The sequence below is a fragment of the Flavobacterium sp. WC2416 genome, from assembly GCF_041200095.1.
Taxonomy (GTDB): domain Bacteria; phylum Bacteroidota; class Bacteroidia; order Flavobacteriales; family Flavobacteriaceae; genus Flavobacterium.
This window is the reverse complement of the sequence record NZ_CP165626.1, coordinates 3,172,068-3,198,687: the sequence shown is the minus strand read 5'-3', so window position 1 is coordinate 3,198,687 and position 26,620 is coordinate 3,172,068. Positions and strand designations below refer to the sequence as shown.

Sequence of the window (26,620 nt, the reverse complement as noted above, 5' to 3'; positions counted from 1 at the left end):
TTAGGAATGTAATTATCAAAAATATAAAAATAGTGAGTATTAAAAATGATTCGTATTTAATATTGGATAAGTTTTTAAAATATTAATAATTGTACTTTTCAAAGGTAATTCGATGACTTGCTATTAATTAATATTATTTTATCAATTATATATCATATTATTGCAAATAAAAATGAAGATATGAGTAATCTTAAAAATTTTTATAGAGAAATACCGCCACTTTCATCAGGTGATAGTTTTTTAGTGTTTGATAGAGTAAAGGATAGTTTTGATTTTCCGGTACACTATCATCCTGAATTTGAGATCAATTTTATACAAAATGGAAAAGGAGTAAAGAGAGTGGTAGGGGACAATATTGAAGAAATTGATGATATTGAACTCGTATTAATAGGTCCTAATTTATATCATGGTTGGGAATTGAATAAGTGCAAAAATAAACAAATTCATGAAATTACTATTCAATTTCATAATGATTTATTTGATGAAGCTTTATTGTCAAGGCGGATTATGACACCTATAAAGGATATGTTTAATAGGTCTATTCATGGTATTTTATTTTCAAATAAAATTGCCGAAGAATTAGCATCACGTCTTGTTAAGATTCCAAAACTGGATGGGATGGATTATTTTTTAGAAATAATTTCTATATTATATGACCTTGCTAACTCTAGGAATCAGAGGTTGTTATCTACATTTACAGTGGATCATGATACATTTGAAGATTATGATAAAATGAAATTGGTATATGAATATGTCCAAAAGAATTTTGCTGATAAAATCACATTGGACGAAGTGTCTAATGTGGCAAGTATGTCAAGTATTTCTTTTAACCGTTTTATAAAAAAGAGAACTGGTAAAACATTTGTCAATTATATTAATGATATAAGAATAGGATATTCTGCTAGATGGTTAGTTGAAAAAGATCTTAGTATTTCGGAAATTGCTTTTAAATCAGGTTTTAATAATATTGCCAATTTTAATAGGAGTTTTAAAGCTATTAAAAAATGTACTCCAAGTCAGTACAGGGAAGATTTTTCTGGGTTAAAGCGTATTTTGTAGCACAGCTCAAGCAGTATTTTTTTTAATTATTTTGAAGGCTTTCTATTGGAAGCCTTTGTTTTTTTGTGCTTTATATTTTTTAGGTTACTCCTTTCGTAATGATTCTTCTGTTTTGTGTTGATAGTATTTTAATTCTTTTTATCGTATTTTTTTTATAATTAAATTATGTATTGTATAATTTAAAACCACTATTTTTTATAAATAGATATAGTTTTTACTTTTAAAGTAAAAATATTATCATCAAATGATATAATACTATTAATTATAAACTTTCTTCTGCTATAAATTTGTTGATTATTAATTGTCATATTATTAATAATGAAAACGATTTCTGAAAACCAGTATCAGAAATTTAAAATTTAACTAACTAAATATTTATTATGAAAAAATTATTATCAAATTTTATTCATTGGAAACTAAATTACCACAAGTTTCCATTGATGTTATTTTTACTATTAACGAGTAGTTTTATGTTTGCTCAAACCTCTATTTCGGGTATAGTTAAGGATGCTTCTGGACCAGTTCCGGGAGTTAATGTTGCTGTAAAAGGGGGTAATAACGGTACAACTACTGATTTTGACGGAAATTTTAAATTAAACGGCGTAAAGCCAAATGATGTATTGATATTCTCCTATCTTGGTTATGCTAGTCAAGAAGTAGGTGTTAATGGTAAATCTAAAATTAATGTTACACTACAAACTGATTCAAAGCAACTAGAAGAAGTTGTTGTAGTGGCATATGGGTCTAGTAAAAAGAAAGATTTAACTGGAGCGGTAGGAATTATAAATTCGGAAAGTTTAAATAGTACACCAGTAACCTCTGTAGATCAAGCTTTACAAGGTAAAGTGGCAGGTTTACAAATTACACAAGACTCTGGTGCACCAGGATCTGGAATGTCTGTGAATATTCGTGGTGTGGGTTCTTTTGGTAGTACTGCACCATTATATATTGTTGATGGGTATCCAACTGAAGATATCTCTTATTTAAATCCAAATGATATTCAATCTATTTCTATTTTGAAAGATGCTTCTGCATCTGCTCTATATGGTGTAAGAGCGAGTAATGGTGTTGTGATTGTACAAACAAAAAGCGGTAAAAAGGGAGCTACAGTTGTAGAAGTTAATAGCTGGATTAGTACAAGTGACTTACATAAAAAAGTAGATTTGTTAAATGTAAATCAGTTTGCTACACTAGCGAATAGTTTAGGTACAGCACAAGGAGTTGCAACATTGCCAGAATGGGCTAATGGTGGCTCTAGTTTAACCAATGTAGATTGGCAAGATTATGCTTTTAGATCAGCAGTGAGACAAGGTCATAATGTGTCTATTAGAGGTGGTGGAGAAAAAACTAAGATTGCTTTGACTGCAGGACTTACTGATGAAGAAGGAATTGTTATAGGGTCTTCAAGTAAAAAATGGAACTTAGGTTTGAAAGCTGATTTTGATATTACTGATAAATTGAGAGCGAAGGCAAATATTAAATACAATAAACAATCAACTTACACTCCGCTTGGAGGTGGATATGATAATTTAGCAAAAGTGTTTACAAATGTGCCTTATTTATCTAATGCTACAGGGACAAATTTGCCTTACAGTAATGGATTATATGGTTCTTTTACCGATGTAAGTCAATTTGCAACAAGTACTAATATCTTGGCACAAGGATTAAGTCAAGACAATGATAATGCAAAATATACAACTCAAGCTAATTTTGGTTTGGAGTACGATATCATTCCTGGGTTAACAGCTAAAGCTAATTATGGTTTTACTACAATTAGTGAGAATTATGCTCAGTTTTTACCGTCTTATTTCCGTAGTTCAGCTAATGCTGATAACAGAGCAAATGCAACCTATGCAGTTACTCATAATCTATATAATGACTGGGTTGCCGAAGGTTTATTAGATTATACAAAGTCTTTTGGTAAAAGTAAAATTAATTTATTAGGAGGAGTTTCTGCTCAAAGAGGAACTTCAGAGATTTTATCAACTAGAGGTTCAAGTTTTTTAAGTAATGACATTAGAGATTTATCTGCTGCAGGTAAAATTGATTACACAAATGCTTATACTCGTACAAGTACATTAGCGAGTCAGTTTGCTCGATTTAATTATAATTATGATAGTAAATATTACGTAACAATTACTGCTAGAAGAGATGGTGTTGGAGATCGATTTTTAGAGAAACCATACTCGCCATTTTATTCTGCTGGTGCAGGTTGGAATATTGATGAAGAGTCTTTCATGGATGGAAGTATCTTTAATGTGTTGAAATTGAGAGGTAGTTATGGAGAAACAGGAAATTACAAAGGGATTGGTTCTTTTCTTTACAAGACTACTTATGCTAATGGGATAAATGGTGATGATGCAGGATATACTTTTGGTGGTGTACTGTCACCAGGTTTAGCGCCTACAGGATTGGCTAATAGTAAATTAAAATGGGAAACTCAAATTCAAACAGATTTAGGTATTGACGGTGAATTGTTTGACGGTAAAATCTTTTTTACTGTTGATTATTTCAATAAAGAATCTAAAGATTTCTTATTGTATCAAACAATACCTGCACAAACTGGTTTTACAACAGGTCCTGTAAATGCTGGTAATATTGTAAATAGAGGTTTTGAATTTTTATTGGGTTATAGAAAAACTAAAGGAGATTTCACTTGGGATATTTCGGCAAACATAACTACAATTCACAATGAAATTACCAGTCTTGGTGGAGAAGATTTCGTGAAGTTTAGTTCTTCTTTTGCTCCTTCTTTTGTTGATAACTGGCAAGATATTACTAGATCTTATGTAGGTGGTAATGTAGGAGCTTTCTATGGTTATAAAACAGATGGAATTTTTCAAACTCAAGCAGAAATAGATGCCTTAAATACAAGTGCAGGTGGTGTTTACCAAAATTCAGCTACTGCTCCTGGAGATAGGAAATTTAAAGATGTAAATGGAGATGGTAAAATTACTGCCGAAGATAAAACAGTTATTGGAAGCCCAATTCCTAAGTTTTATGGTGGTTTAAACTTTAATGCCAAATATAAAAATTTCACTGTTGGAATTGATGTTAATGGTAGTTTTGGAAATAAAATTCTTAATTACACACGTGTTGAGCAGGAGTCTTTTGGTGGATTTGGTATTAATAATGGATACACTAATATTAGTGTTGATTACTTCAATAGCTATTGGAGAGGTGAAGGAACTTCAAACGAATATGCTAGAGCGACTTTAGTTGATTCTAATCAAAACAATAGAGCATCTGATCATTTTATAGAAGACGGATCATATGTAAGATTAAGAAATTTAAAATTTGGTTACTCTCTTCCTGATAGTATAATTAAGAATTTAGGTATGACTAACTTGAATGTTTATGTGAGTGGTCAAAACTTAATTACTTTAACAAAATACACTGGTTGGGATCCAGAAATTGGTCAAGTTTCTGATCAAAATGGGACTTCTGGTGGTGTTCAAACAAGAGGTATAGATTTTGGAACTTTCCCTGTAGCCAAATCATTTACATTAGGCTTAAACTTACAATTTTAAAAAAAAGTAGAAATGAAAAAAAATAATAAAATTTATATAGCAAAAATCTTTGTGAGTTTTGCAGTACTAATATCTTCTGGTTGCTCAGAGAGCTTCCTAAAGGATGAAAAGACTGATGGGATCGATGGAGATATTGTTTTCTCAAATGATAATACGGCTACTGCTGCAATTTCAGGAGTTTATGATACTTTTCAAGGAGAAAAAAGCGCTGAGTATGATACGAAGGCGTTGTTTTATCCAGCTAACTTTTTATCGCAAGATTTATTAAATGTAGGAGCTGATACCTTCTTTCAAAAATATGAAATACCATCTACTTTTGGTCCATTCAATGCACTTTGGGAAAGTCACTATATTGGTATTGGAAGAGCTAATAGTGCTTTAGAAAAATTACCTGCTGCAATTGAAGGAGGTAAAGTGAGTACTGATTTAGGGAATAGATTACAAGGAGAGTGTTTAGCAGTTAGAGGTATTTTGTATACTATTTTGGCTTCAAATTTTGGAGGTGTGCCTATCGTGATTAAACCAGCAACTGGTGGAGCAGATGATTATGCGCCTAGAAATACACAAGATGAGGTTTTTACTCAAATTGCTAAAGATATGGAAGAAGCAATTCCTAAATTGCCTTGGACTTATGATGCCATAAACAAAGGGAGAACTACAAAAGCGACTGCCTATGCTTACCTTGGAAATGCTTATATGTGGTTGAAACAATATGATAAAGCGGCTGCGGCTTATGAAGCTTTAGAAGGACATGTGGCACTAGAGGAAAATTTCCTAGATGTTCATGCTACTATTAATAGAAACGGTAAAGAATCTTTATTTGAGCTTCAATTTAATGATGCTGTTGGAGATTTATCATGGGGACGTGATGATAATGTTACTTATTTACAGTCATTTTGTATGCCTGCAGAGGTAGGAAATGGTGGTGGATATGCTGCTTCTACAAAAGGATTACATGACTCATTTGAGACTGGCGATACTAGAAAAGTAGCTACAGTTATTGGACCTGGAGAAACACATCCTGATCCATTAATTAAAATTTCTGAGTACGATAACATCATTAAAAATTATGGAGGAATGAATACTTGTGGAACTGTTGATGCGCCATGGTACGGTCCGGGTGAAACAGCTTCTAGTGGAAGAACGGGTTATTATAATGTTAAAACTTGGAGAGATCCAAAAGTAAAAGGATGGAGTTACCCTAATCTATTTGGTGGGCAAAATCTTATTATAATGAGATATGGTGAAGTTTTATTAAGTCAAGCTGAGTGTTACCATAAATTAGGTAATGATACTAAAGCAATGACGTATTTAATGAAAATTAGAAATAGAGCAGGTCTTACAACTCAGCCTACTGTAGATTTTGATAATGCTATTTTGAACGAATACCGTCATGAATTAGCAGGAGAGTTTTCATTATGGTATGTATTAAGAAGATCTGGAAATCATATTAAATACATTAAGGATAGATTTAATATCACAATTCCTTCAGGTCATGATTTAGTACCGATTCCACAAAATGCACTTGATGTGAATAAAAATCTTGAACAAAATCCAGGATATTAATTTGTTTTTGGTAGTTGATTAAATTCCTAAAAGAGGGTAATTTTTTACCCTCTTTTTACTTTTAAATTATTTTTGATATGCTCAATAGACTGGCCCCATTTTTATTTTTATTTTTTCTTCTTTCTAGTTGTTCAAAACAGAAAGAAGATTTTTTGTTTTCTAAACTGGATCCATCAACAACAGGGATAACCTTTGTTAATGAAGTGAAAAACGGAAAAACAATGAATGTATTTAATTATAGAAATTTTTATAATGGAGGTGGAGTCGCTATTGGTGATGTCAATAATGATGGTTTGCCTGACTTGTTTTTTACTTCAAATCAAAGTACCAATAAGCTTTATATCAATAAAGGGAACTTTAAATTTGAAGATGTTTCAAAAAAAGCAGGAGTCGAAGGAAATAATTCATGGTCTACGGGTGTGACTATGGTAGATATAAATGCAGATGGATTATTAGATATATATGTTTGTAACGCTGGAAATTCAAATTCAGAAAATCAAAAGAACCAGCTCTATATTAATAAGGGTGACGGAACTTTTGTAGAAAAAGCAGCCGAATATAATTTAGCAAATACTGGGATTACAACTCATGCTTCATTTTTTGATTATGATAAAGATGGAGATCTGGATGTTTATATTTTAAATAATAGTTTTATTCCAGTAAGTAGTCTTAATTATTCCAATAAAAGAGAATTACGGGATCAAGATTGGGATGTACCAGAAATGCTTAAAGGGGGAGGAGATAAATTATTGCGCAATGATAACGGTAAATTTACGGATGTAAGCAAGGAAGCTGGGGTTTATGGAAGTCTTATCGGATTTGGTTTAGGAGTTGCTGTAGGAGATTTAAATGGAGATTTATACCCAGATATTTATATTTCGAATGATTTTTTTGAAAGAGATTATATTTATATCAATAATAAAAACGGAACTTTTACGGAGCAATTGCAAGATAAAGTAAATCATACAAGCCAATCGTCAATGGGCTTGGATATGGCTGATATTAATAATGATGGATTAGCTGATTTGTTTGTTTCGGACATGTTGCCAGAGCCAGATGAGCGATTAAAAACGACGACAAGTTTTGATAATTACGATTTATTTACGCGTAAATTACATCTCGATTTTTACAACCAATACATGCAAAATACCTTGCAGCTGAATAATGGTAATGGACAATTTAGTGAAATCGCTAATTATGCGGGTGTGTCAAAAACAGATTGGACTTGGGGTGCTTTATTATTTGATATGGATAATGATGGGTATAAAGATATTTATGTGTGTAACGGAATTTATCATGATTTAACTAATCAAGATTTTATGGACTTTTTTGCCAATAGCTTCATTCAAAGGATGGCTGTAACTGGTAAGAAAGAGGAAATGGAAACCATAATAAATAAAATGCCAAGTACACCAATACCTAATTATGCCTACAAGAATAATAAAAATCTAACCTTTACAAATGAAGCTCAAAATTGGGGATTAGAAACTCCAAGTTTTTCTAATGGTGCTGCTTATGGTGATCTTGATAATGATGGTGATCTTGATTTAGTAGTCAATAATATCAATATGGAAGCATTTGTTTATCAAAATAATTCAGAGAAAAACAAAAGCAATCATTTTGTAAAAGTGAAACTGAAAGGGGATAATAATAACAAATTTGCGGTAGGAAGTACAGTTAAATTATTTGTTGGAAAAGAAATAATAAAACAAGAATTGACACCTTCAAGAGGTTTTCAATCTTCAATGGATTATGGTTTGGTTTTTGGGATAGGGAATAAAAAGATAGATTCTCTACAGGTAATTTGGCCCAATAATAAATACCAAACAATAAAAAAAGTAGCGGTAAATTCAACTTTGAAATTAGATATAAAAAATGCTAAAAGTGATTTTGTATTTAAGAAAGTGATTCCAAAACAATTTTTCACTGAGAAAGCGACTCCTTTTCTAGCTCATCAAGAGAATGATTATATCGATTTTGATTATGAAGGTTTAATTGCTGAAATGCTTTCGCAAGAAGGGCCATCATTAGCAGTAGCAGATATTAATGGTGATGGGAATGAAGATGTATTTATAGGTGGTGCGAAAGGGTTCCCCGGAAAAATATATTTGAACAAAGGAAACAACAGTTTTTCAATTTCAAAACAAGTTGACTTAGATGCCGACTTTAATTATGAGGATACGGCAGCTAGTTTTTTTGACGCGGATAATGATGGAGATTTAGATTTATTAGTAGGTTCTGGTGGTAATGAAAAAGCAGATCAGGTTAATTATGTAAATCGTTTGTATTTAAATAATGGGAAAGGTGTTTTTGGAAAAAGCAAATCAGTTATTCCAACCGCTAATAGTAATGTCTCAGTTATTGCAGTCAATGATTTTGATAATGATGGAGACAATGATGTTTTTATAGGTAGTAGAAGCATTCCTGGTGTTTATGGTATTAGTCCTAAACATGTCCTTTTAGAAAATGATGGGAAAGGAAATTTTAAAAATAGTATTGATAAAATAGCTTTCAAATTAAATCAAGTAGGAATGATTACTGATGCTGTTTGGGAAGATATTGATGGAGATAATAAAAAAGATTTGATTGTTGTAGGAGATTGGATGGCTCCAATTGTATTTAAAAACACAGGTAAGAAGTTGACAGAATATAAATCTAACTTGTCTGAGTATTCTGGTTTTTGGAATGCTGTTTCTTGTGTTGATCTAAATAAGGATGGTAAAAAAGACCTTGTTCTAGGAAATAAAGGGACTAATACTCCTTATAAAGCAACAGCTACTAATCCTTTGAAATTATTTATAAATGATTTTGATGGGAATGGTACAATAGAACAAATTGTTACGAGATGTAATAACGAACGCGATTTACCTATAAATCTCAAGAAAGAATTGGCAGGTCAGATTCCATCTATTAAAAAACACAATTTGAGCTATGCGGATTATGCAACAAAGACTTTTCAAGAGTTGTTTTCAGAAGAAGTAATCAAGAATTCAGAAATTAAAAAAGCAACAATTCAAGAAAGTATCATTGCTATAAATAAAGGCAATGGGAAATTTGAGATTCAGGTCTTGCCAAAAGAAGTGCAATTCTCTACTGTAAATACGATTTTCACGACAGATATTAATAAAGATGGGATTATGGATATTGTTTTAGGAGGAAATCAATATGAATTCAAACCACAGTATTCAAGGTTGGATTCTAATTTTGGAAGTGTTCTTTTGGGAAGCAAAAACGGAAAATATACTTGGGTTCCTTATGAAAAATCAGGTTTCTTCATGAGAGGTGAGGTAAAACACTTAAAAGAAATAAAAAATAAAAATAACTCGAAATCAATTATCGCAGTTATTAATGATGCTACTCCTAAAATATTTCAATTTAATAATTAGGTAGTTTTATTTCTTCGATTTAACAAAGCCTATTTTTGAAATGGAATTGTAGATTTTATTAGATCAATATTTTAGGTTTAAATTTTTCAATTTTGGTTAATTGGTTTTTTTTAAGAATTCCCTAGCATAAAAATTAGGGAATTCTTTATTTCTAATTGCCTTTTTAATAGTACATAAATAATGAAATTATTCAAATTAACAGCACTTGTATTTATTTGTAGTTTACAAGTTCTAACACCAATTTTGGCACAGACAGTCCCTTCAAGAGAACATATCTCACTGGATAAAGATTGGAAATTTGCATTTGGACATCCATCAGATACAAAGAAAGATTTTGATACTGGAACAGGATATTTTTCCTATCTAGCAAAAGCAGGCTTTGGCGATGGAGCCGCGAGTGCCACATTTGATGATCGGTCTTGGCGTGATTTAAGTTTGCCTCATGATTGGGCAGTAGAACAAGATTTTAGTAGTGAGGCTAGTTTTAGTCATGGATTTAAAGCAATTGGTAGAAACTTCCCAGACAAAACAATTGGTTGGTATCGCAAGAAAATATCAATACCAGCGAGTGATCTGGGACGAAGAATTCATATTGCTTTCGACGGAGTCTTTAGAAATTCTATTGTATGGGTGAATGGGCATTATTTGGGAAATCAAGACAGTGGTTATTTGGGTTTTGAGTATGATATTACAGATTACATCAATTATGGTGGAGATAATTCTATAGCAGTTCGGGTAGATGCAACAATGGAAGAAGGCTGGTTTTATGAAGGAGCTGGTATCTATCGTCATGTTTGGCTAAATAAAACAAATGAATTGTATGTTCCTGCCAATGGTACTTTTTTGCAAACGAAAACAGAAGATGCTAAATCTACAATAAACGCAATGGTTACTCTTACTAACGAGGGGAAAGTGGCTAAATCATTTCAAATTGTTCAAACTGTTATTGATGCATCTGGAAAAAAGATAGGGGACAAAACGATTAGTTCCTGTAGTTTAAATGCAAGGGAAACAAAAGATTTTACAACGGATTTAATCGTCCAAAATGCTACGCTTTGGTCCATCGAAAACCCGTATTTATATAAAATGGTTACCTCTATTTATGAAGGAGACAAATTAGTAGATACCTATGAAACTCCATTCGGAATTAGAACCATTCGGTTTGATGCAAATGAAGGATTCTTTCTAAATGGGAAACATATTAAGATAAAAGGGACCAATAATCATCAAGATCATGCAGGAGTTGGAGCTGCAATTCCTGATGAGTTACAAGAATTTAGAATTAGGACGCTAAAATCTTTTGGAAGTAATGCATATAGATGTTCTCATAATCCACCCACTCCTGAATTGTTAGACATTTGTGACCGATTAGGAATGTTAGTCATAGATGAAAATAGGTTGATGGGTAGTACACAAACCCAATTGGGTGATGTAAAAAAGTTGATTGAACGAGATAGAAACCATCCTTCAATTATAAGTTGGAGCATTGGAAATGAAGAATGGGGAATTGAAAATAATATCACAGGAGCAAGAATTGCAAGTTCGATGCAATCCTATGTAAAATCTATCGACTCTACAAGACCAGTAACGGCAGCATTTAGCGGGGGAATTGGTAGTGATGGAATTACGACTGTTATGGATTTATTGGGGATTAATTATATCGTCAATAAAAGTACGGATGAGCAACACAAATTATTTCCATATCAGTTTATTTGGGGAACAGAGGAAGGAAGTACTAATGCTTCTCGCGGGGAGTATTATAGAGATGATGAAAAACACATAATGCCGGCTTATGACAAAGCACCAAGTAGCAGTTTTATTAGTATTGAACAAGGATGGAAACATTATAATTCACGTCCGTACTTAGCGGGAATGTTTATCTGGACTGGTTTTGATTATCGTGGGGAACCTACACCATTTGTATATCCATCAGTGGGATCCTATTTTGGGATGGTAGATCAATGTGGTTTTTATAAAGATACCGCTTGGTACTTGAAAGCTTGGTGGCAAGAGGAGCCTGTTTTACATCTATTACCACATTGGAATTGGAGCGGAAAGGAAAATCAAAATATTGAAGTTTGGGCTTACAGTAATTGTGATGAAGTAGAACTCTTTTTAAACAAAAAAAGTTTGGGTAAAAAAGTAATGGAGAAAGATGGCCATTTAGAATGGAATGTAAAATATACTCCAGGAACTCTAGAAGCTATAGGTTATAAAAAAGGGAAGAAAATAATAACTGAGGTAGTAAAAACTACTGGTATAGCGGCTACTTTAAAATTGGAATCAAATAAAATGTTTCTTGATGGAAATAAGGATGACCTAGCATTGATAAAAGTAAGTACTTTAGATAATAATGGATTGCAAGTTCCAACTGCTGATAATGAAGTAACTTTTTCAATTTCTGGACCAGCCAAAATAATTGGTGTTGGAAACGGAAATCCAACATCGGTAGAAGCCGATAAGAATATTGAAGATATTGTAGTTTTGAATTTAGAAAATCTAAAAGAGAAAGAAGTTGAAAGTCTCAATTCAGTAGAAGATACCAAAGATATTTTAGATGCTTCAACTTGGCAAAAAGCATTTAAAGAAGATAGAGACAGCAGATTTGGAAACAAAGTTAAAGCAGTCATGTATAGAACGGAATTCGATTTACCTTCAAATTATGCAGAATCTAAGCTTACTTTCTTCTATAATAGTTTAGGCAAAAACCAGTCTCTTTTTGTAAATGGAAAGCAAATAGCACATGCAATTCCCGAAAATAAAAAGGGAGATACTTTTGTTTTGGATAAATCGATGCTTCGTTCCAGTAAAAACACGATAGCAATTGTCACTGAACCTTTATTAAAAGTAAAACCTTGGGATGTAGTAAATCAAAATCTAGGTACCATCCAAATTTTTACCTCGCCTGAACAATATAAGCGCAAATTATTCAATGGTTTAGCGCAGGTAATTATTCAAGCTACTGGCGAGGCAGGAGAAATAAAACTCACAGCAACTTCCAACGGAGTTAAACCAGCAATCATTTCTATTCAATCAAATAAATAACACCATTAAATATGAAAAAAATAACAATAAGTTTTTTAGCATTACTAACCTCTTTTGTAGGCTTTAGCCAAGGAAATAAAGTGAATCAAACTGGTGGAAAATTTGAAAGTCTTGCAATGACTCCACCAATGGGTTGGAATTCTTGGAATACATTTGAAACCAATATAAATGAAAAACTAGTAAAAGAAACTGCCGATATTATGGTAAGTACAGGAATGGCAGCCGCTGGTTATAACTATATTGTCCTAGATGATGGATGGATGACTAGAGAAAGAGATGCTAATGGAGATTTAGTTCCGGATCCTATTAAATTTCCAAGTGGAATGAAAGCCTTAATTGATTATGTTCATTCTAAAGGTTTGAAATTTGGACTGTACAATTGTGCAGGAACACAAACTTGTGCAGGGTATCCAGGTACACGAGGATATGAATACCAAGATGCACGATTTTACGCTAGCCTAGAAATAGATTATCTAAAGTACGATTGGTGTAATACAGCAGGAATTAATGCTCCCGAAGCGTATGCAACAATGAGTAATGCGCTAAAAAAAGCGGGAAGACCTATTGTTTTTAGTCTTTGTGAATGGGGAGATAATAAACCTTGGGAATGGGGGGAACCGATTGGGAATCTTTGGAGAATTTCGGGAGATATTTATCCTTGTTTTGATTGTGAATTTCACCATGAAGAAGGAAACTGGTCTTCTTGGGGATTTATGAAAATTGCCGAAATGCGTAAAGACATTCGTAAATATTCAGGACCTGATCATTGGAATGATTTTGATATGATGGAAGTGGGTGATGGAATGACAAATACTGAAGATAAAACCCATTTTACGATGTGGTCCATGTTAGCTTCACCATTAATAGCAGGTAATGATTTTAGAAAAATGTCTAAAGAAACCTTGGCGATTTTAACTAATAAGGCATTAATTGCAGTCAATCAGGATAAATTAGGGATTCAAGGGTTTAAACTTTCAGCAGTAGATGGATTAGAAGTATGGGTGAAGCCATTATCTGATGGAAACTGGGCAGTTACATTTTTAAACAGAACAGAAGTAGCTAAAAATATTAATTTTGATTGGAAAAAGAACCCAATTAAAGACCCTGACTTTGGCTTTGAAGCCGATTTCAATAAAACAATATTCAAGTTGAAAGACCTTTGGAATAACAAGGATATAGGTACTACCAACAAGAATTTAATGGTTACTATTGCTTCTCATGATGTAATTACTTTGAAACTAATTAAATAAAAATAAACTATGAGTATAATTTATAAGATTATTATAATGTTGCTTTTAATGTGTTCCAGTCTAATGAATGCTCAATTTGTAAAAAAGCACGGGCAGTTAAAAGTAGCAGGTACACAACTTGTGGATGTTAATAATGAACCTATAGTATTGCGAGGGATGAGCTTTGGTTGGCATAGTATGTGGCCACGGTTTTATAATGAAGATGCAGTAAGTTGGTTAAAGAAAGATTTTAAATGTACTGTTGTCCGAGCAGCTATGGGTGTTGAAGCTGGAGAAAGTCCTTACATTAAGAAGCCTGAATTCTCAAAAGAAAAAATTGAAGCAGTAGTAGAAGGAGCCATCAAATCGGATATTTATGTGATTATTGATTGGCATAGCCATAATATTAATTTGGAAGAGTCTAAAGTATTTTTTGATGAGATGTCAAAAAAATACGGAAAGTATCCTAATATTATATATGAAGTTTTTAATGAACCAGATTACGAAACTTGGCCCGAAGTAAAAGCTTATGCTGAAGAAGTAATAAAGGTAATACGAACTAACGATCCTAACAACGTAATTTTAGTAGGGAGTCCTCGCTGGGATCAAGATGTTAACCTTCCTGCAGAGGATCCTATAAAAGGATATAAGAATCTAATGTATACCATGCATTTTTATGCAGCGACTCATCAAAAAGTATTGCGAGACAGAACAGATAAAGCGATAAAATCTGGTTTACCCATTTTTGTTTCAGAGTCTGCTGGTATGGAAGCCACTGGAGATGGACCATTAGACTATAAGGCTTGGCAAGAATATATTGATTGGATGGAATCAAAAAAAATAAGTTGGATTACATGGTCGGTTTCTGATAAAGACGAAACCTGTTCAATTCTAAAAAAATCGGCAAAGTCTAATGGAAATTGGAAAAAGATAGATTTGAAAGAATCTGGAATTAAGGTGCGAGAATTATTACGGAAATATAATAAAGAATAGTGTGATAAAATAGACTGTAAAAATAACAGTGTAGTTTTTTAATAGTGAAATTTGTTTTTTTTTCTTTGTAGTTTATATGGGTGCCCCTATTTTTTAATAGGGGTATTTGTGTTTTTAGCATGTTTTTTATTGTTTTTAATCGTTTTTTATTTTGTTTTGACTATTTATTGTTTGAAAAACAAGGGGGTTTGACTGAGAAACGCGTTATGAATATTTTGTTTTTACATCGTCAAAAATGAGGAATACTTATTTTTTTAAAGTGTTTTTTTGTAATTAATAATTCTAACGGTTTTAAGTTAAAAATTCGGATTTTATTTATTTATCTTAAATAAAAGTTAATAAATTCGTCCCCAGAACAAGGAAAAATTCCTTCTTTAACATTTTTTATCATTAAAAAACGATTAAAAAAGTAACTAACTAAAACTAAATTAATATGAAAAAAGTAGTAATTATGTTGGCTTTTGTGCTAACGGGAACTATGACATTTGCTCAAGATGCACCAACATCAACACCATTAGAAATTTCAGGTTCGGGAGATCTTTATTATAAATATGACTTTTCTAAAACAGCAAACATCCCAACAAGCTTTGCTTCAGATCAAAACTCTGTTTCTTTAGGAATGATCGATATCGCATTGAAAAAAACAACTGGTAAAACCTCTTTTGTAGGTGAGATTTCTTTTGGTCCTAGAGGGCAATTTCAATCTATCTTAAATTCCGATGGTACTTACGATGAGTTAGGCGCTAACTCTTTCCATATTCAAAACTTGTATGCTACTTATGCAGCAACTGATAAATTAAGTTTTACCGCTGGTTTTATGGGAACATTTATAGGATATGAAGTGATTTCTCCTTTAGCTAATTTCCATTATTCAACTTCTTATTTGTTTACTAATGGACCATTCCAAAATGCAGGTGTTAAAGCTAACTACGCCATAACTGATAAAGTAGGTTTAATGGTAGGTGCATTTAATGATGCTTGGAATTCTTATCAAGCAGATGCATTTAAAGGATTAAACGCTTTTGGAGCTCAATTATCTTTAGCTCCAACTGAAGGGGTAAATGCTTACATCAACTTTATGGATGGTTCAGTAAGTGGTACAATCGTTGACTTAACTGCAACATTCAAACTTTCTGATAAATTTTTATTAGGTCTTAATGCTGCTGATTACTCTAACGATGGTGATGTTGGTTATACAGGTGTTGCTTTGTACCCATCTTATGCAATCTCTGATAATTTTGGCTTAGGTTTACGTGGGGAGTATTTTGATTATAAAAAAGGTTCTGGAGATACTTCAGTTACTGCATTAACATTTTCAGCCAATTTAAAATCAGGAGGATTAACATTTATTCCGGAGTTTAGAATAGATAATTCATCTGATGAAGTATTTGTTGACTCTAATATGGCTGCAACAAAATCTGCTGCACAGTTTGCTTTTGGAGTTGTATATGGTTTCTAACCATAAACCATAAAAGAATTTTAGATTATATATTTGTAATAATAACTTATAATTTTTTTTTTTGACTGTCAAAATAACTCTAGTATTTTGGCAGTTTTTTTATGATGTATTGTCTCGATAGTGCTTCATAAAATAAGACTATAAAAAAAGAGTTTTCCATATGGAAAACTCTTTTTTTATAGTCTATAAACTACTAGCTATTGTTTTTTGTATATGGAATAAATAGTGTTTATTGTATTTTCATCTAGTATATCACTTACATCTGTTTGAATAAAATGGCGTTTGAAAGCTATAATTGCAGCTGAAAGATTTTTTGTGTTATATCCTATAATTCGTAACCCTTGCTCTGGATTAAAATTTACTGGAGCTGTTTCTAAAAGATCATCTTTCCATATTCCAAATCCATTTTCGGCCAATGTTTTCCAAGGGAATAGGGTACTTGGATCATTTTTTCGAGTAGGAGCAATATCGGAATGGCCAATAATATTTTGAGCAGGAATGTTGTATTCTCTTTTTAATTTACTCAATAACGCCATTAAACTAGTTATCTGAGCTTCTGAAAAGGGCTCTGTGCCATTATTGTCTAATTCAATTCCTATTGAAGCCGAATTTACATCTGTATTTTTCCCCCATGATCCACTGCCAGCATGCCAGGCGCGTAAGTAGTCATTTAGCATTTGTACTACACTTCCATCATCTCCTATCACATAATGTGCACTTACTTGTGTTCTTGTAAGAGTAAATGTTTTGATAGTTTGTTGAATCGAGTCTTGTGCGGTATGGTGTATGATAATAAAATTTGGTTTACGTAAATTAAAATTTACAGTTCCAATCCATTCCGTTTTTATACCATTTCCTATTGGGGTAGACCCCATTTTAGATATTGTATCTTTAAAAGTATATAATTGTTTTGTGTACACATTATCTATACTAATTATAGTTTTTGTGACAATAGGTAATGCTTCTGGTTCTTTACTTGAAATTGTTTCTTTAAAAGATTTTAGTTTGCTATCATATTCCTTTTCACTTGCCTTATATGGATTTGTGGAGCAGGATGTAATAACAATTGTAAGAATGAAGTAATAAAAATATTTTTTCATAGTATTAACAAGGGGCTTATTGTTGATCAATAATTTTTATCTATTTCTTCTTGATCTTTTTTTGCTGTTGCTTTCTTCGTTTAGTGCTTTGTATTTTACTTTTTGGTCTTCATTCAAAAATTCGTTAATTTTTCTGTCAGTAGTTTCAGAAAGCGCTTTTATTTCCTCTATTTTTTGCTCTTGACTGGTCTCTCCCTTTATTAAAATTCCTTGAGAGCGAATGCTTTCAATTAAAACATTTGATATAGCAATCTCTTGTAAAGCGTCAAGATCAAGTTCAAGTTTTAGTTTTTCCATTATTTTACCTACGGTTACTTCTACAGGTATTTCCTTAGGTTTATCATGACTTGGGCCTTGATTCAATTGACTCATTTGCCCCATTCGTCCTCCACCATAACCACCTCCGCCATATCCATTACCATAACCACCATACCCATTATTTCCATATTGAGCCGAAACAGAATTAATTGATAATAACACAAGTGTCAAAACTAGTAAAGAGTGAATTGTTTTCATGTTTATTTTTTTAGTGATTTATAATGTGGAATAAGATAATATAAAATTAGGCTGGCTCTCCGTATAAGTCAAATTCAGTTGCTTCAATAATCTTAATCATAGCAAAATCACCAGTTTTCAAATAAAATTTAGAAGCATCAATAAGAACTTCGTTATCTACATCAGGACTGTCAAATTCAGTTCTTCCTACAAAATGACCGCCTTCTTTTCTGTCGATAATACATTTGAATGTTTTACCTAGTTTTAATTGGTTTAAATCCCATGAAATTTGTGATTGCAGTTCCATTATTTCGTTTGCACGGTCTTGTTTTACATCAGCTGGAACATCGTCTTCTAATAAGTAAGCGTGTGTGTTTTCTTCATGAGAATAAGCAAAACAACCCATTCTGTCAAATTTCATTTCTTGAACCCAGTCTTTTAAGATGTTAAAATCTTCTTGTGTTTCTCCTGGATATCCTACGATTAAAGTCGTACGAATCGCCATTTCTGGAACTGCTGTACGGAAATCTTTCAGTAATTTAGTTGTTTTCTCTTGTGTTGTTCCACGACGCATTGATTTCAATATAGAATCTGAAATATGTTGTAATGGAATATCAATATAATTACAAATTTTTGGTTCACGTTTCATGATTTCCAAAACATCCATTGGAAAACCAGTAGGGAAGGCGTAATGCAAACGAATCCATTCAATACCTTCTACTTTAACTAGTGCTTCTAATAATTCACCAAGATTACGTTTTTTGTAAATATCAAGACCATAATAAGTTAAATCTTGAGCAATTAAAATTAATTCTTTTACACCATCTCTTGCTAGACCTTCTGCTTCTTTTACTAGTTTTTCAATAGTTTGAGAAACGTGTTTTCCACGCATAATTGGAATAGCACAAAAACTACATGGTCTATCGCAACCTTCAGCAATTTTTAAGTAGGCATAATTTTTTGGAGTAGTAGTCAAACGTTCCCCAAGTAATTCATGTTTATAGTCCGCTCCTAAGGCTTTTAATAACGCAGGTAATTCAGTTGTTCCAAAGAATTGATCCACATTTGGAATTTCTTTCTCTAAATCAGGTCTGTAACGTTCAGATAAACAACCTGTAACGAAAACTTTGTCAACCAATCCTCTTTCTTTCTTATCGGCATATTCTAAAATCATATTTACTGATTCTGCTTTGGCATTATCAATAAATCCACACGTATTAATAACAATAATGTTACCTTCTGTTTCTGCTGGAGCCTCGTGTTCAACCTCTTTTCCGTTGGCACGAAGTTGCCCCATTAAAACTTCGCTATCGTATATGTTTTTTGAACACCCAAGGGTGATCACGTTGATTTTATTCTTTTTTAAAGACTTGGTTCTCATAGATTTGTAAATTGGAGTGCAAAATTACGCTTTTTTATTCAAACAGAACTTGTTTCCCTTCTTTTTAGCTATTTTTTATGGAGCTATTCCTGCTATCCGATACAAACGAAGTTCACTGAACTCCTTTCTAAATAAAGATTTAGTGAAGTAATCTCCTGAGAAAAATCGGGAGGATTTTCACTGCTATTAAGGCTAGAAAAAAACCGTCTTGTTAAAATTAGAACGAGACGGTTTGTAATTGTTTCTTCGTATTATTTACAATTCAAATAATAGGGTGAAAGTAATGTTGTTGTTAATGGAGTTGATTTTGGCTCCATCAGTTAACCCTTGACTAAAAAATCCTTGTTGTGAATCTCTTTTGGCGTAAGAATAAGCTAAATCCGCTTTAGTAGATCCAAAGTTGTAGCCTAAACCGCCTGAATATCCAGTTAAGTCTCCTATTGTTGTTCCGTTTTTGTAAGGACTTTGTTCATATCGATATCCTCCTCTTAAACTTATTTTTTCAATTTTATATTCGGCACCAATTCTTAGCTCGCCAGTATTGTTAAGAGTGTTACTCATAGTGTTATTTAATCCACTGAAATAGGCATCATTCTCTGGCTTGAATTTAGTTTTGCTATAATCTTTTATCGCATAATCAATGCTTATTAATCCTGATTTTCCAAAAATATAAGCAAAACTCCCTGTTAATTTACTTGGTGTTTGTAAATTGTACGGTGCATAAACATTAGTAATTCTTGGGTCAACTACATCCGATGGTAAAGAGCCGTCAACATTGCTACTTACAGCAACAAGTTTTTGAGAAAGTTCGTCACTTAAATGATACCATGTTGATGATTCATAGGCTAGTCCTAATCGCATTTCATTGGTCACTTTAGCGATGGCGCCTAATTGGAATGAAAATCCTGTTCCATAAGTGTATAATTCATTATTAAACTGTGCTTTAGTAACTTTGTAATTAGAGTCTAAAGCGTTGTTGTTGTCTTCATAAAAAACAGAAGACTGTCTGAAATCTGCAAAGTGTGAATTAAGATTTATTCCTAGGTATAATTTATCTTTATATGAAGTAGAAGCATTAAAAGAAAGTTTTCCATTATAACCAGTAGTGTAGACGCTATTTTCTTGGTAGTAATTTCCACCTGGAGCAACATTTGAATTGTATTGGGTGTTGTTAGCGTCAGTCGTTTCAGGATTTATGACGTACCCTTGGTATCCAAAATAAGCTTGTTGCGTTCCGTGGTCTAAACTACCGTAATTTGAATTTTCAAGTGTATTTAAAGGAACTCCATTTGCATAACTTAAAAAGTAATTGGCGATGGAATTCGTTGGGTTGGTTCCTGCAGAAAATACAGAATTATTATAATTATTGGTATTTTCATAATCGATACCTACAGCAATTTTGCTCCAATTACTACTTGGGTTTTGGTTTTTGAAAACAAAAACTCCTCCTGCTTGACTTAAGTCAAATGAATTCTTATTATCGGTTGTTGTAGTTCCAAAATAGGTTGAATTATTTTTAATATCATTATTGCTTAACGTAACTGCGATTTGATTGTTTATAAATACAGCTGAACCAGCTGGATTAACACTTAGAGAAGATAGGTCGCCTCCAAGAGCGCCAAAAGCACCGCTCATTGCTTTGAATCGTGCGGTACCGTTTAAGTTGTCTTGTGAAAAGCGTAATGCATCGGTTACCTCTTGTGATTGTACGACACCGAAAGTTAAGCCTGTCATTATTAAAAATATATATTTTTTCATTTTGATGATTTTTTATAAATATGAATTGTTATTATCTTCTTCCTCCACCAGATGATGATCTTCCTCCACCAGATGAAGATCCGCCTCCGCCAGATGAGGATCTTCCACTATTGCTATTGTTTCCACCGCTATTGTAAGAACTGTTAGATCTTGATGGAGAATAGCTGTCATTTCTTGAGCTATTTGAATTTGTTTGTCTACTAGTATTTGTATTGACTCTTCGAGTTGGAGTGTTGTAAGATTGGTTTTGTGATTCACTTCTTCTAGTAAAAGTTGGACTTGTTCTTGAGGTATTAAAATTTGTATTGTTTCTTCTATAGTCTACTGTATTGCTACTTCTATTAGTGCTTGTTCTGTTTGGAGAATAGTTTCTTGAGCTATAGTTTCGGTTTGTATTTGCTGTATTAGAATAGTAAGAAGAAGAACCTCTTCTACTTGGATTGTATGAATAATTGCGATTGTTGTAATAATTGTATCCATAATTAGAATAACCATAATATGGATAGCCATAGCCATAATAAGGATAACCCCATCCAAAGTTAGAATACCCATACCCGTAATAAGGGTAACCCCATCCGTAATTAGAATATGCCCAACTGTTATAAGGATAACCCCAACCGTAATTAGCGTAGCCTAATCCATATGATGAATAGCCCATTCCGTAACCAAAGCCGATTCCCCAATTGTTTGGTTGTATTGTAATATCTGTTCTTGAATAATTATTTCCCCAGTCAGCATAATTGGAGTTTGATTGTTGTAAACTATCATTTACAGCATCGTAATCACTGTATTCATCAATATTCGTAAAAATCTCAGTTGATTGATTCTCATCTTGGAGAGAACTGAAATAGTCTTTGTAGTGATTGTTTTCATTACTTTGTGGAGCTCTCTCAGTTCTGCTAGAAGTGCTTCCGCCGTAAATTCCATCACGTTCATAATAGGAGCTATTTTGATAGGATCCACATGAAGTGAATAAGAGACTCAAAAATACAATAATAGAATAAATTGGCGTATTTTGGGATGAAAAAATATTAGTTTTCATATCTGTATGGTTTTTTATTGTTGCACATTACAAAAATAGTTAGTTTTGTGGAACTATTTAGTTAAATAAAACAAAACAAAATTTGTGCCAAACTATTCAATATGAGTAAGAACCTTACTACAAGATCAGAAGATTATTCAAAATGGTATAACGAGCTGGTTGTAAAAGCGGATTTAGCCGAAAATTCAGGAGTTAGAGGCTGTATGGTTATCAAACCTTACGGTTATGCCATTTGGGAAAAAATGCAAGCAGAACTAGACAGAATGTTTAAAGAAACAGGGCATCAAAACGCCTATTTTCCTTTATTTGTTCCAAAGAGCATGTTTGAAGCCGAAGAAAAAAACGCAGAAGGATTTGCTAAAGAATGCGCTATTGTAACGCATTACAGACTGAAAAATGATCCAGATAAACCTGGGAAATTGATGGTTGACCCTAATGCTAAATTAGAAGAAGAACTTATTGTTCGACCAACAAGTGAAGCGATTATTTGGTCAACTTATAAAGGATGGGTTCAGTCTTATCGTGATTTGCCTTTATTGATTAATCAATGGGCTAATGTAGTTCGATGGGAAATGAGAACGCGTTTATTCTTGAGAACAGCTGAGTTTTTATGGCAAGAAGGGCACACAGCTCATGCAACAAGAAATGAAGCTATTGAAGAATCGGAAAAAATGATGAACGTTTATGCTGAATTTGCCGAAAATTTCATGGCTATTCCTGTTGTAAAAGGAATAAAAACAGAAACAGAACGGTTTGCTGGTGCTGAGGAAACGTATTGTATCGAAGCATTGATGCAAGACGGAAAAGCATTGCAAGCAGGAACGTCTCACTTTCTTGGTCAGAATTTTGCGAAAGCTTTTGATGTAAAATTTGCTAATGCCGAAGGAAAGCAAGAATTTGTGTGGGGAACTTCATGGGGAGTTTCAACTCGATTGATGGGTGCTTTAGTAATGACGCATTCAGATGATAAAGGATTGGTTTTACCTCCTAATTTGGCTCCTATTCAAGTGGTTATTGTGCCTATTTATAAAACGGACGAACAACTTGATGAAATTACAGTTGAAGTAAATGTATTGATAGATGCATTGAAAAAAAGGAATGTTTCAGTGAAATATGATAACAGAACTACTCAAAAACCAGGATTTAAATTTGCTGAATGGGAATTAAAAGGGGTTCCAGTGCGAATTGCTGTTGGTCCCAAAGATTTAGAAAACGGAACTTTTGAAGTAGCAAGAAGAGATACTTTAACAAAAGAAGTGCAACCTAAAGATGGAATTGCGACTTATATCAGTGATTTATTAGCTACAATTCAAGAAGATTTATTTAATAAGGCATTAAATTATCGTAACACTCATATCACTGAAGTAAATAGTTTTGATGAGTTTAAGGAAGTTTTGGATACTAAAGGAGGCTTTGTATCAGCTCATTGGGACGGAACGGCTGCTACTGAAGAGAAGATAAAAGATTTGACCAAAGCTACTATAAGATGTGTGCCTTTGGATGCGATAGAAGAGTCGGGAAACTGCGTGTTTACTGGGAATCCTTCTGGTAAAAGAGTTCTTTTTGCAAAGGCATATTAATTTTTTTAATTTTTTTCAAGTCTGCTATTGCACTTCTCAAAAATAGTTGTATTTTTGCATCCGCATTAGAGAAGCAGGGCCCGTTCGTCTATCGGTTAGGACGCATGGTTTTCATCCATGTAAGAGCGGTTCGATTCCGCTACGGGCTACTATTTTTTTTGCAGGTTAAAGTAATCCCAAACTTAGAGGGAAAAATGGCCCGTTCGTCTATCGGTTAGGACGCATGGTTTTCATCCATGTAAGAGCGGTTCGATTCCGCTACGGGCTACAATTTCAATTTAGATTGATAAAAACTTAGGAGGATAATGGTCCGTTCGTCTAGGGGTTAGGACGCCAAGATTTCGTCTTGGTAACAGGGGTTCGATTCCCTTACGGACTACAAAAAAGAATAGTAAAAGATAAAAACATAATAAAATGGCAAATCATAAGTCAGCTCTAAAGAGAATCAGAAGTAACGAAAAGAGAAGAGTATTAAATAGATACCAACACAAAACTACTCGTAATGCTATCAAAGCGTTAAGAATAGCTACTGATAAAGTAGATGCTACTTCTAAATTGTCAAATGTAATATCTATGATTGACAAATTAGCTAAAAAGAATATCATTCATGATAACAAAGCTTCTAATTTAAAATCTAAATTAACGAAATTTGTTGCTAAATTGTAATACATTCAATTTATCGATTATATAAAAAAAGCTCCTTTTTAAGGAGCTTTTTTTATATGCTTTATTTTTTAATAATGACTTATTTATGTTGTTGAATATTAGATTTTGTTTGAGAGGTAATCAAGCATTGATAAGGTGATGGGTTTAGATAGGAAGTCTATAACCATTGGATAAGTGCTTGCTTTTTGCAGGTCTTCTGGGTCTATTGTTGAGGAAAGAACGACTACTTTAATAGTGTTGAAATTAGAATAATCTGAACTACTAAAACAGTCTAGAAACTCCCATCCTCCCATTACAGGCATGTTTAAGTCTAGAAAAATTAATTGTGGGAGTGGTGTAGATTTGTTATTAACTTCAAAGTCGTTTTTTATTGCATCAAAATAGGAGAGTGCTTCTTCTCCATTTTGGGCTGTAATTATCTTATTTGAAAATGTTGTTTTTCCGATTACTTTTTTGCATAACATAAGTGTTATGGGGTCATCATCAACACATAAAATTAGATCTAGCATTGGTTATTTGTTTTTGAATATTAATGTAAAAGTAGTCCCTTTATTTACCGTACTTTCAATTTGAATCGTTCCTCCCATCGCTTCTACTTGTGATTTTACAAGATAGAGTCCAAGTCCTTTGCTGTCTGGGTAATTATGAAACCTTTGGTAAAGACCAAAGACTTTATCTCGATTTCTTTCTAAATCAATTCCAATTCCATTGTCTTTGAATAGTAATGTTATGGTATCGTTAACTTGGTTTGCAGTTATTGTGATTTTTAATTTTTGATTTTCAGACTTGTATTTTATAGAATTAGTCAAAAGATTGAGTAATATGCTTTCAATATAAGACTTGTTTATATTTAATACAGAAACTTTTTCGAAATCAATTTTTAAGATAGGCTTATGAGTGTCTATTTGAAAGGTAAGTTGGCTAAAAACATTTTCAAAAACTTCTTTTAATGAGACTTCTTCTTTTTGAATTGAAGGGTTGTCTTTTATTATCATGATTTTGGTCAAATCATTGACAGTCTCGTTAAGTAAGTGGGTAGATTTATTAAAGCCATATAAGATTTCTTTTAATTCAGGGTCTTTAATAGTTATATCTTCGATTAGGTTTAAAAGGCCTGTTAAATTAGATATTGGAGCTCTTAAATTATGAGAAGTAATATAAGAGAATTGCTTGAGATCTTTATTTGTTTGAGTTAATTCAAGTATAAGTTGTTCTTTTTCTTTTTCTTGTTTTTTCTCATCAGAAATATCTCGTTGCATGGAGACCCAGTGAGATAATTCATTATCTGAATTATAAATTGGAATAATAGAAAAGCGTAGCCAAAATTCTTGGTTGTTTTTTTTGTAGCATATCATTTCTATTACACATTCTTCTCTGTTTCTTATAGAAGAGATTATTTTTTTTATTTCTTTTTTATCAGAATTTGGCCCTTTTAATAAATCGGGTGATTCTCCTATAACCTCATTAGAAGAATATCCGGTCATAATTGAAAATGCAGGGTTCACATAAATAATCTTTGGTAGTTTTCTTTTATTAAAGTCAGCTTCAGTAATAATTATAGAGTCTTTAGTTTGCACGATTACTGTTTCTAATAATCTAAGTCTAAGTTCTTCTTCTTTTTGTTTCGTTATATCTTGAATAGCTCCAATCATTCTGACAGCTTTGCCACTTTCGTCTTTTAAAAGGAAGCCTCTGTCAAGTACATATTTATAAGAGTTGTCGGCGCATTTGAAACGATATTCATCTTGCCATTTTTCTGTTTTTTGCTCAATAAACGAGTATAGTTTAACAGACATTCTTATACTGTCTTCTGGGTGGATTTTGTCAAACCACCATGTTGAACTTTCGCCTACTTGGTCCTCATTATATCCAAAAATACCTTTTATTCCTTTGCTCCAAAGCAGTTTGTCATCTTGTATTTTCCAGTCCCAAATAGTGTCGCTTGTTGCTTTTGCTACAATGTCATATTTTTCATTTGACTCTTTAATTTCGTCATTTGTGTTCTTGAGTTTCTCAAAGACGGCTTTATTTCGATTGTCATTTTTGGATAAAATATACCTGTAAATTAGCCCTGTAAATAGTACTAAGAATAGGTCTTTTGTGAAGTTGAAAATTTCGTAATTTTCTACTTTTGAATAGATTAAGGATAGTTTATGAAAAACTATAGCCGTAAACATAGCGATGAGCAGATAAATTACGGTTATTTGATTCGTTTTGTTTTTCATTACTCAAATGTAATTAATTAAAATGAAATATAAAATTTCATTTTAAAGTTATTTATTTGAAAATTTTTGACGTTAATTTTAGACTGTAATGCGTTAACAATATGTA

General features: G+C 32.6%; 17 protein-coding genes and 3 tRNA genes. 13 read left to right on the top strand and 7 right to left on the bottom strand.

The genetic code is table 11. The features are described from left to right. Positions 1–180 precede the first annotated feature (180 nt). From AB3G39_RS13430 to AB3G39_RS13395, 8 genes are all read left to right on the top strand, one after another. Positions 181–1,059: an AraC family transcriptional regulator gene (locus AB3G39_RS13430; RefSeq protein WP_369765451.1), complete on the top strand. Its 879-nt coding sequence runs from the start codon at positions 181–183 to the stop codon at positions 1,057–1,059. Between the two features lie 380 nt (positions 1,060–1,439). After that, positions 1,440–4,589: a SusC/RagA family TonB-linked outer membrane protein gene (locus tag AB3G39_RS13425; protein ID WP_369765450.1), complete on the top strand. Its 3,150-nt coding sequence runs from the start codon at positions 1,440–1,442 to the stop codon at positions 4,587–4,589. 12 nt (positions 4,590–4,601) lie between these two features. Next, a complete protein-coding gene (locus tag AB3G39_RS13420; protein ID WP_369765449.1) occupies positions 4,602–6,155 on the top strand; it encodes a RagB/SusD family nutrient uptake outer membrane protein in 1,554 nt (517 codons plus the stop codon). 77 nt (positions 6,156–6,232) lie between these two features. Then, the gene (locus AB3G39_RS13415; protein ID WP_369765448.1) at positions 6,233–9,541 is read left to right on the top strand and encodes a VCBS repeat-containing protein; all 3,309 of its coding nucleotides are present in this window, start codon (positions 6,233–6,235) and stop codon (positions 9,539–9,541) included. Positions 9,542–9,721: 180 nt separating this feature from the next. Continuing rightward, entirely contained in the window at positions 9,722–12,586 is a 2,865-nt protein-coding gene (gene galA / locus AB3G39_RS13410; RefSeq protein WP_369765447.1) for a beta-galactosidase GalA, read from the top strand. An 11-nt stretch (positions 12,587–12,597) separates the two neighbouring features. Beyond that, positions 12,598–13,836, top strand: a complete 1,239-nt coding sequence (locus tag AB3G39_RS13405) for a glycoside hydrolase family 27 protein (RefSeq protein ID WP_369765446.1) — start codon at positions 12,598–12,600, stop codon at positions 13,834–13,836. Between the two features lie 9 nt (positions 13,837–13,845). Beyond that, positions 13,846–14,808 carry a glycoside hydrolase family 5 protein gene (locus AB3G39_RS13400; protein ID WP_369765445.1) on the top strand — a complete coding sequence of 321 codons (963 nt, stop codon included), beginning with the start codon at positions 13,846–13,848 and terminating at the stop codon, positions 14,806–14,808. A 433-nt stretch (positions 14,809–15,241) separates the two neighbouring features. Beyond that, positions 15,242–16,267 (top strand): outer membrane beta-barrel protein, encoded by a 1,026-nt coding sequence (locus AB3G39_RS13395; protein ID WP_367768479.1) that lies wholly within the window; start codon positions 15,242–15,244, stop codon positions 16,265–16,267. A gap of 197 nt (positions 16,268–16,464) precedes the next feature. Here the strand turns inward: AB3G39_RS13395 and AB3G39_RS13390 are convergent, their stop codons facing one another. From AB3G39_RS13390 to AB3G39_RS13370, 5 genes are all read right to left on the bottom strand, one after another. Further along, a complete protein-coding gene (locus AB3G39_RS13390) occupies positions 16,465–17,367 on the bottom strand; it encodes an N-acetylmuramoyl-L-alanine amidase (protein ID WP_367768482.1) in 903 nt (300 codons plus the stop codon). 36 nt (positions 17,368–17,403) lie between these two features. Further along, positions 17,404–17,883 carry a hypothetical protein gene (locus AB3G39_RS13385; protein ID WP_367751987.1) on the bottom strand — a complete coding sequence of 160 codons (480 nt, stop codon included), beginning with the start codon at positions 17,881–17,883 and terminating at the stop codon, positions 17,404–17,406. 46 nt (positions 17,884–17,929) lie between these two features. Next, a complete protein-coding gene (gene rimO, locus AB3G39_RS13380) occupies positions 17,930–19,243 on the bottom strand; it encodes a 30S ribosomal protein S12 methylthiotransferase RimO (RefSeq protein ID WP_369753441.1) in 1,314 nt (437 codons plus the stop codon). Positions 19,244–19,498: 255 nt separating this feature from the next. Further along, complete coding sequence (locus AB3G39_RS13375; protein ID WP_367768488.1) at positions 19,499–21,001, bottom strand: OmpP1/FadL family transporter; 1,503 nt, start codon at positions 20,999–21,001, stop codon at positions 19,499–19,501. 31 nt (positions 21,002–21,032) lie between these two features. Then, a complete protein-coding gene (locus tag AB3G39_RS13370; RefSeq protein ID WP_367768491.1) occupies positions 21,033–22,043 on the bottom strand; it encodes a hypothetical protein in 1,011 nt (336 codons plus the stop codon). Positions 22,044–22,144: 101 nt separating this feature from the next. On the opposite strand from AB3G39_RS13370, the gene proS reads away from it, so the two are divergent. From proS to rpsT, 5 genes are all read left to right on the top strand, one after another. After that, a complete protein-coding gene (gene proS / locus AB3G39_RS13365) occupies positions 22,145–23,623 on the top strand; it encodes a proline--tRNA ligase (RefSeq protein ID WP_367768494.1) in 1,479 nt (492 codons plus the stop codon). A 77-nt stretch (positions 23,624–23,700) separates the two neighbouring features. Beyond that, positions 23,701–23,772 (top strand) — tRNA-Glu (locus AB3G39_RS13360). A 47-nt stretch (positions 23,773–23,819) separates the two neighbouring features. Further along, positions 23,820–23,891 (top strand) — tRNA-Glu (locus tag AB3G39_RS13355). Between the two features lie 39 nt (positions 23,892–23,930). Continuing rightward, positions 23,931–24,002 (top strand) — tRNA-Glu (locus tag AB3G39_RS13350). Between the two features lie 35 nt (positions 24,003–24,037). Next, positions 24,038–24,289 (top strand): 30S ribosomal protein S20, encoded by a 252-nt coding sequence (gene rpsT, locus AB3G39_RS13345; RefSeq protein ID WP_072941373.1) that lies wholly within the window; start codon positions 24,038–24,040, stop codon positions 24,287–24,289. A 98-nt stretch (positions 24,290–24,387) separates the two neighbouring features. Here rpsT and AB3G39_RS13340 read toward each other — a convergent pair whose 3' ends face one another. After that, on the bottom strand, positions 24,388–24,798 hold the full coding sequence (locus AB3G39_RS13340) for a response regulator (protein WP_367768496.1): 411 nt from the start codon (positions 24,796–24,798) through the stop codon (positions 24,388–24,390). A 3-nt stretch (positions 24,799–24,801) separates the two neighbouring features. Beyond that, positions 24,802–26,514, bottom strand: coding sequence for a PAS domain-containing protein (locus AB3G39_RS13335; RefSeq protein WP_367768497.1), 1,713 nt, complete (start codon positions 26,512–26,514; stop codon positions 24,802–24,804). Positions 26,515–26,620 lie beyond the last annotated feature (106 nt).

Excerpts from the sequence above, each read along its gene's own strand:
- AB3G39_RS13395 (WP_367768479.1), top strand. The coding sequence starts at position 15,242 with ATGAAAAAAGTAGTAATTATGTTGGCTTTTGTGCTAACGGGAACTATG.
- AB3G39_RS13340 (WP_367768496.1), bottom strand. The coding sequence starts at position 24,798 with ATGCTAGATCTAATTTTATGTGTTGATGATGACCCCATAACACTTATG.
- AB3G39_RS13335 (WP_367768497.1), bottom strand. The coding sequence starts at position 26,514 with ATGAAAAACAAAACGAATCAAATAACCGTAATTTATCTGCTCATCGCT.
- AB3G39_RS13430 (WP_369765451.1), top strand. The coding sequence starts at position 181 with ATGAGTAATCTTAAAAATTTTTATAGAGAAATACCGCCACTTTCATCA.
- AB3G39_RS13370 (WP_367768491.1), bottom strand. The coding sequence starts at position 22,043 with ATGAAAACTAATATTTTTTCATCCCAAAATACGCCAATTTATTCTATT.
- rpsT (WP_072941373.1), top strand. The coding sequence starts at position 24,038 with ATGGCAAATCATAAGTCAGCTCTAAAGAGAATCAGAAGTAACGAAAAG.
- AB3G39_RS13415 (WP_369765448.1), top strand. The coding sequence starts at position 6,233 with ATGCTCAATAGACTGGCCCCATTTTTATTTTTATTTTTTCTTCTTTCT.
- AB3G39_RS13385 (WP_367751987.1), bottom strand. The coding sequence starts at position 17,883 with ATGAAAACAATTCACTCTTTACTAGTTTTGACACTTGTGTTATTATCA.
- AB3G39_RS13375 (WP_367768488.1), bottom strand. The coding sequence starts at position 21,001 with ATGAAAAAATATATATTTTTAATAATGACAGGCTTAACTTTCGGTGTC.
- galA (WP_369765447.1), top strand. The coding sequence starts at position 9,722 with ATGAAATTATTCAAATTAACAGCACTTGTATTTATTTGTAGTTTACAA.
- AB3G39_RS13405 (WP_369765446.1), top strand. The coding sequence starts at position 12,598 with ATGAAAAAAATAACAATAAGTTTTTTAGCATTACTAACCTCTTTTGTA.
- rimO (WP_369753441.1), bottom strand. The coding sequence starts at position 19,243 with ATGAGAACCAAGTCTTTAAAAAAGAATAAAATCAACGTGATCACCCTT.
- AB3G39_RS13400 (WP_369765445.1), top strand. The coding sequence starts at position 13,846 with ATGAGTATAATTTATAAGATTATTATAATGTTGCTTTTAATGTGTTCC.
- AB3G39_RS13425 (WP_369765450.1), top strand. The coding sequence starts at position 1,440 with ATGAAAAAATTATTATCAAATTTTATTCATTGGAAACTAAATTACCAC.
- AB3G39_RS13390 (WP_367768482.1), bottom strand. The coding sequence starts at position 17,367 with ATGAAAAAATATTTTTATTACTTCATTCTTACAATTGTTATTACATCC.
- proS (WP_367768494.1), top strand. The coding sequence starts at position 22,145 with ATGAGTAAGAACCTTACTACAAGATCAGAAGATTATTCAAAATGGTAT.
- AB3G39_RS13420 (WP_369765449.1), top strand. The coding sequence starts at position 4,602 with ATGAAAAAAAATAATAAAATTTATATAGCAAAAATCTTTGTGAGTTTT.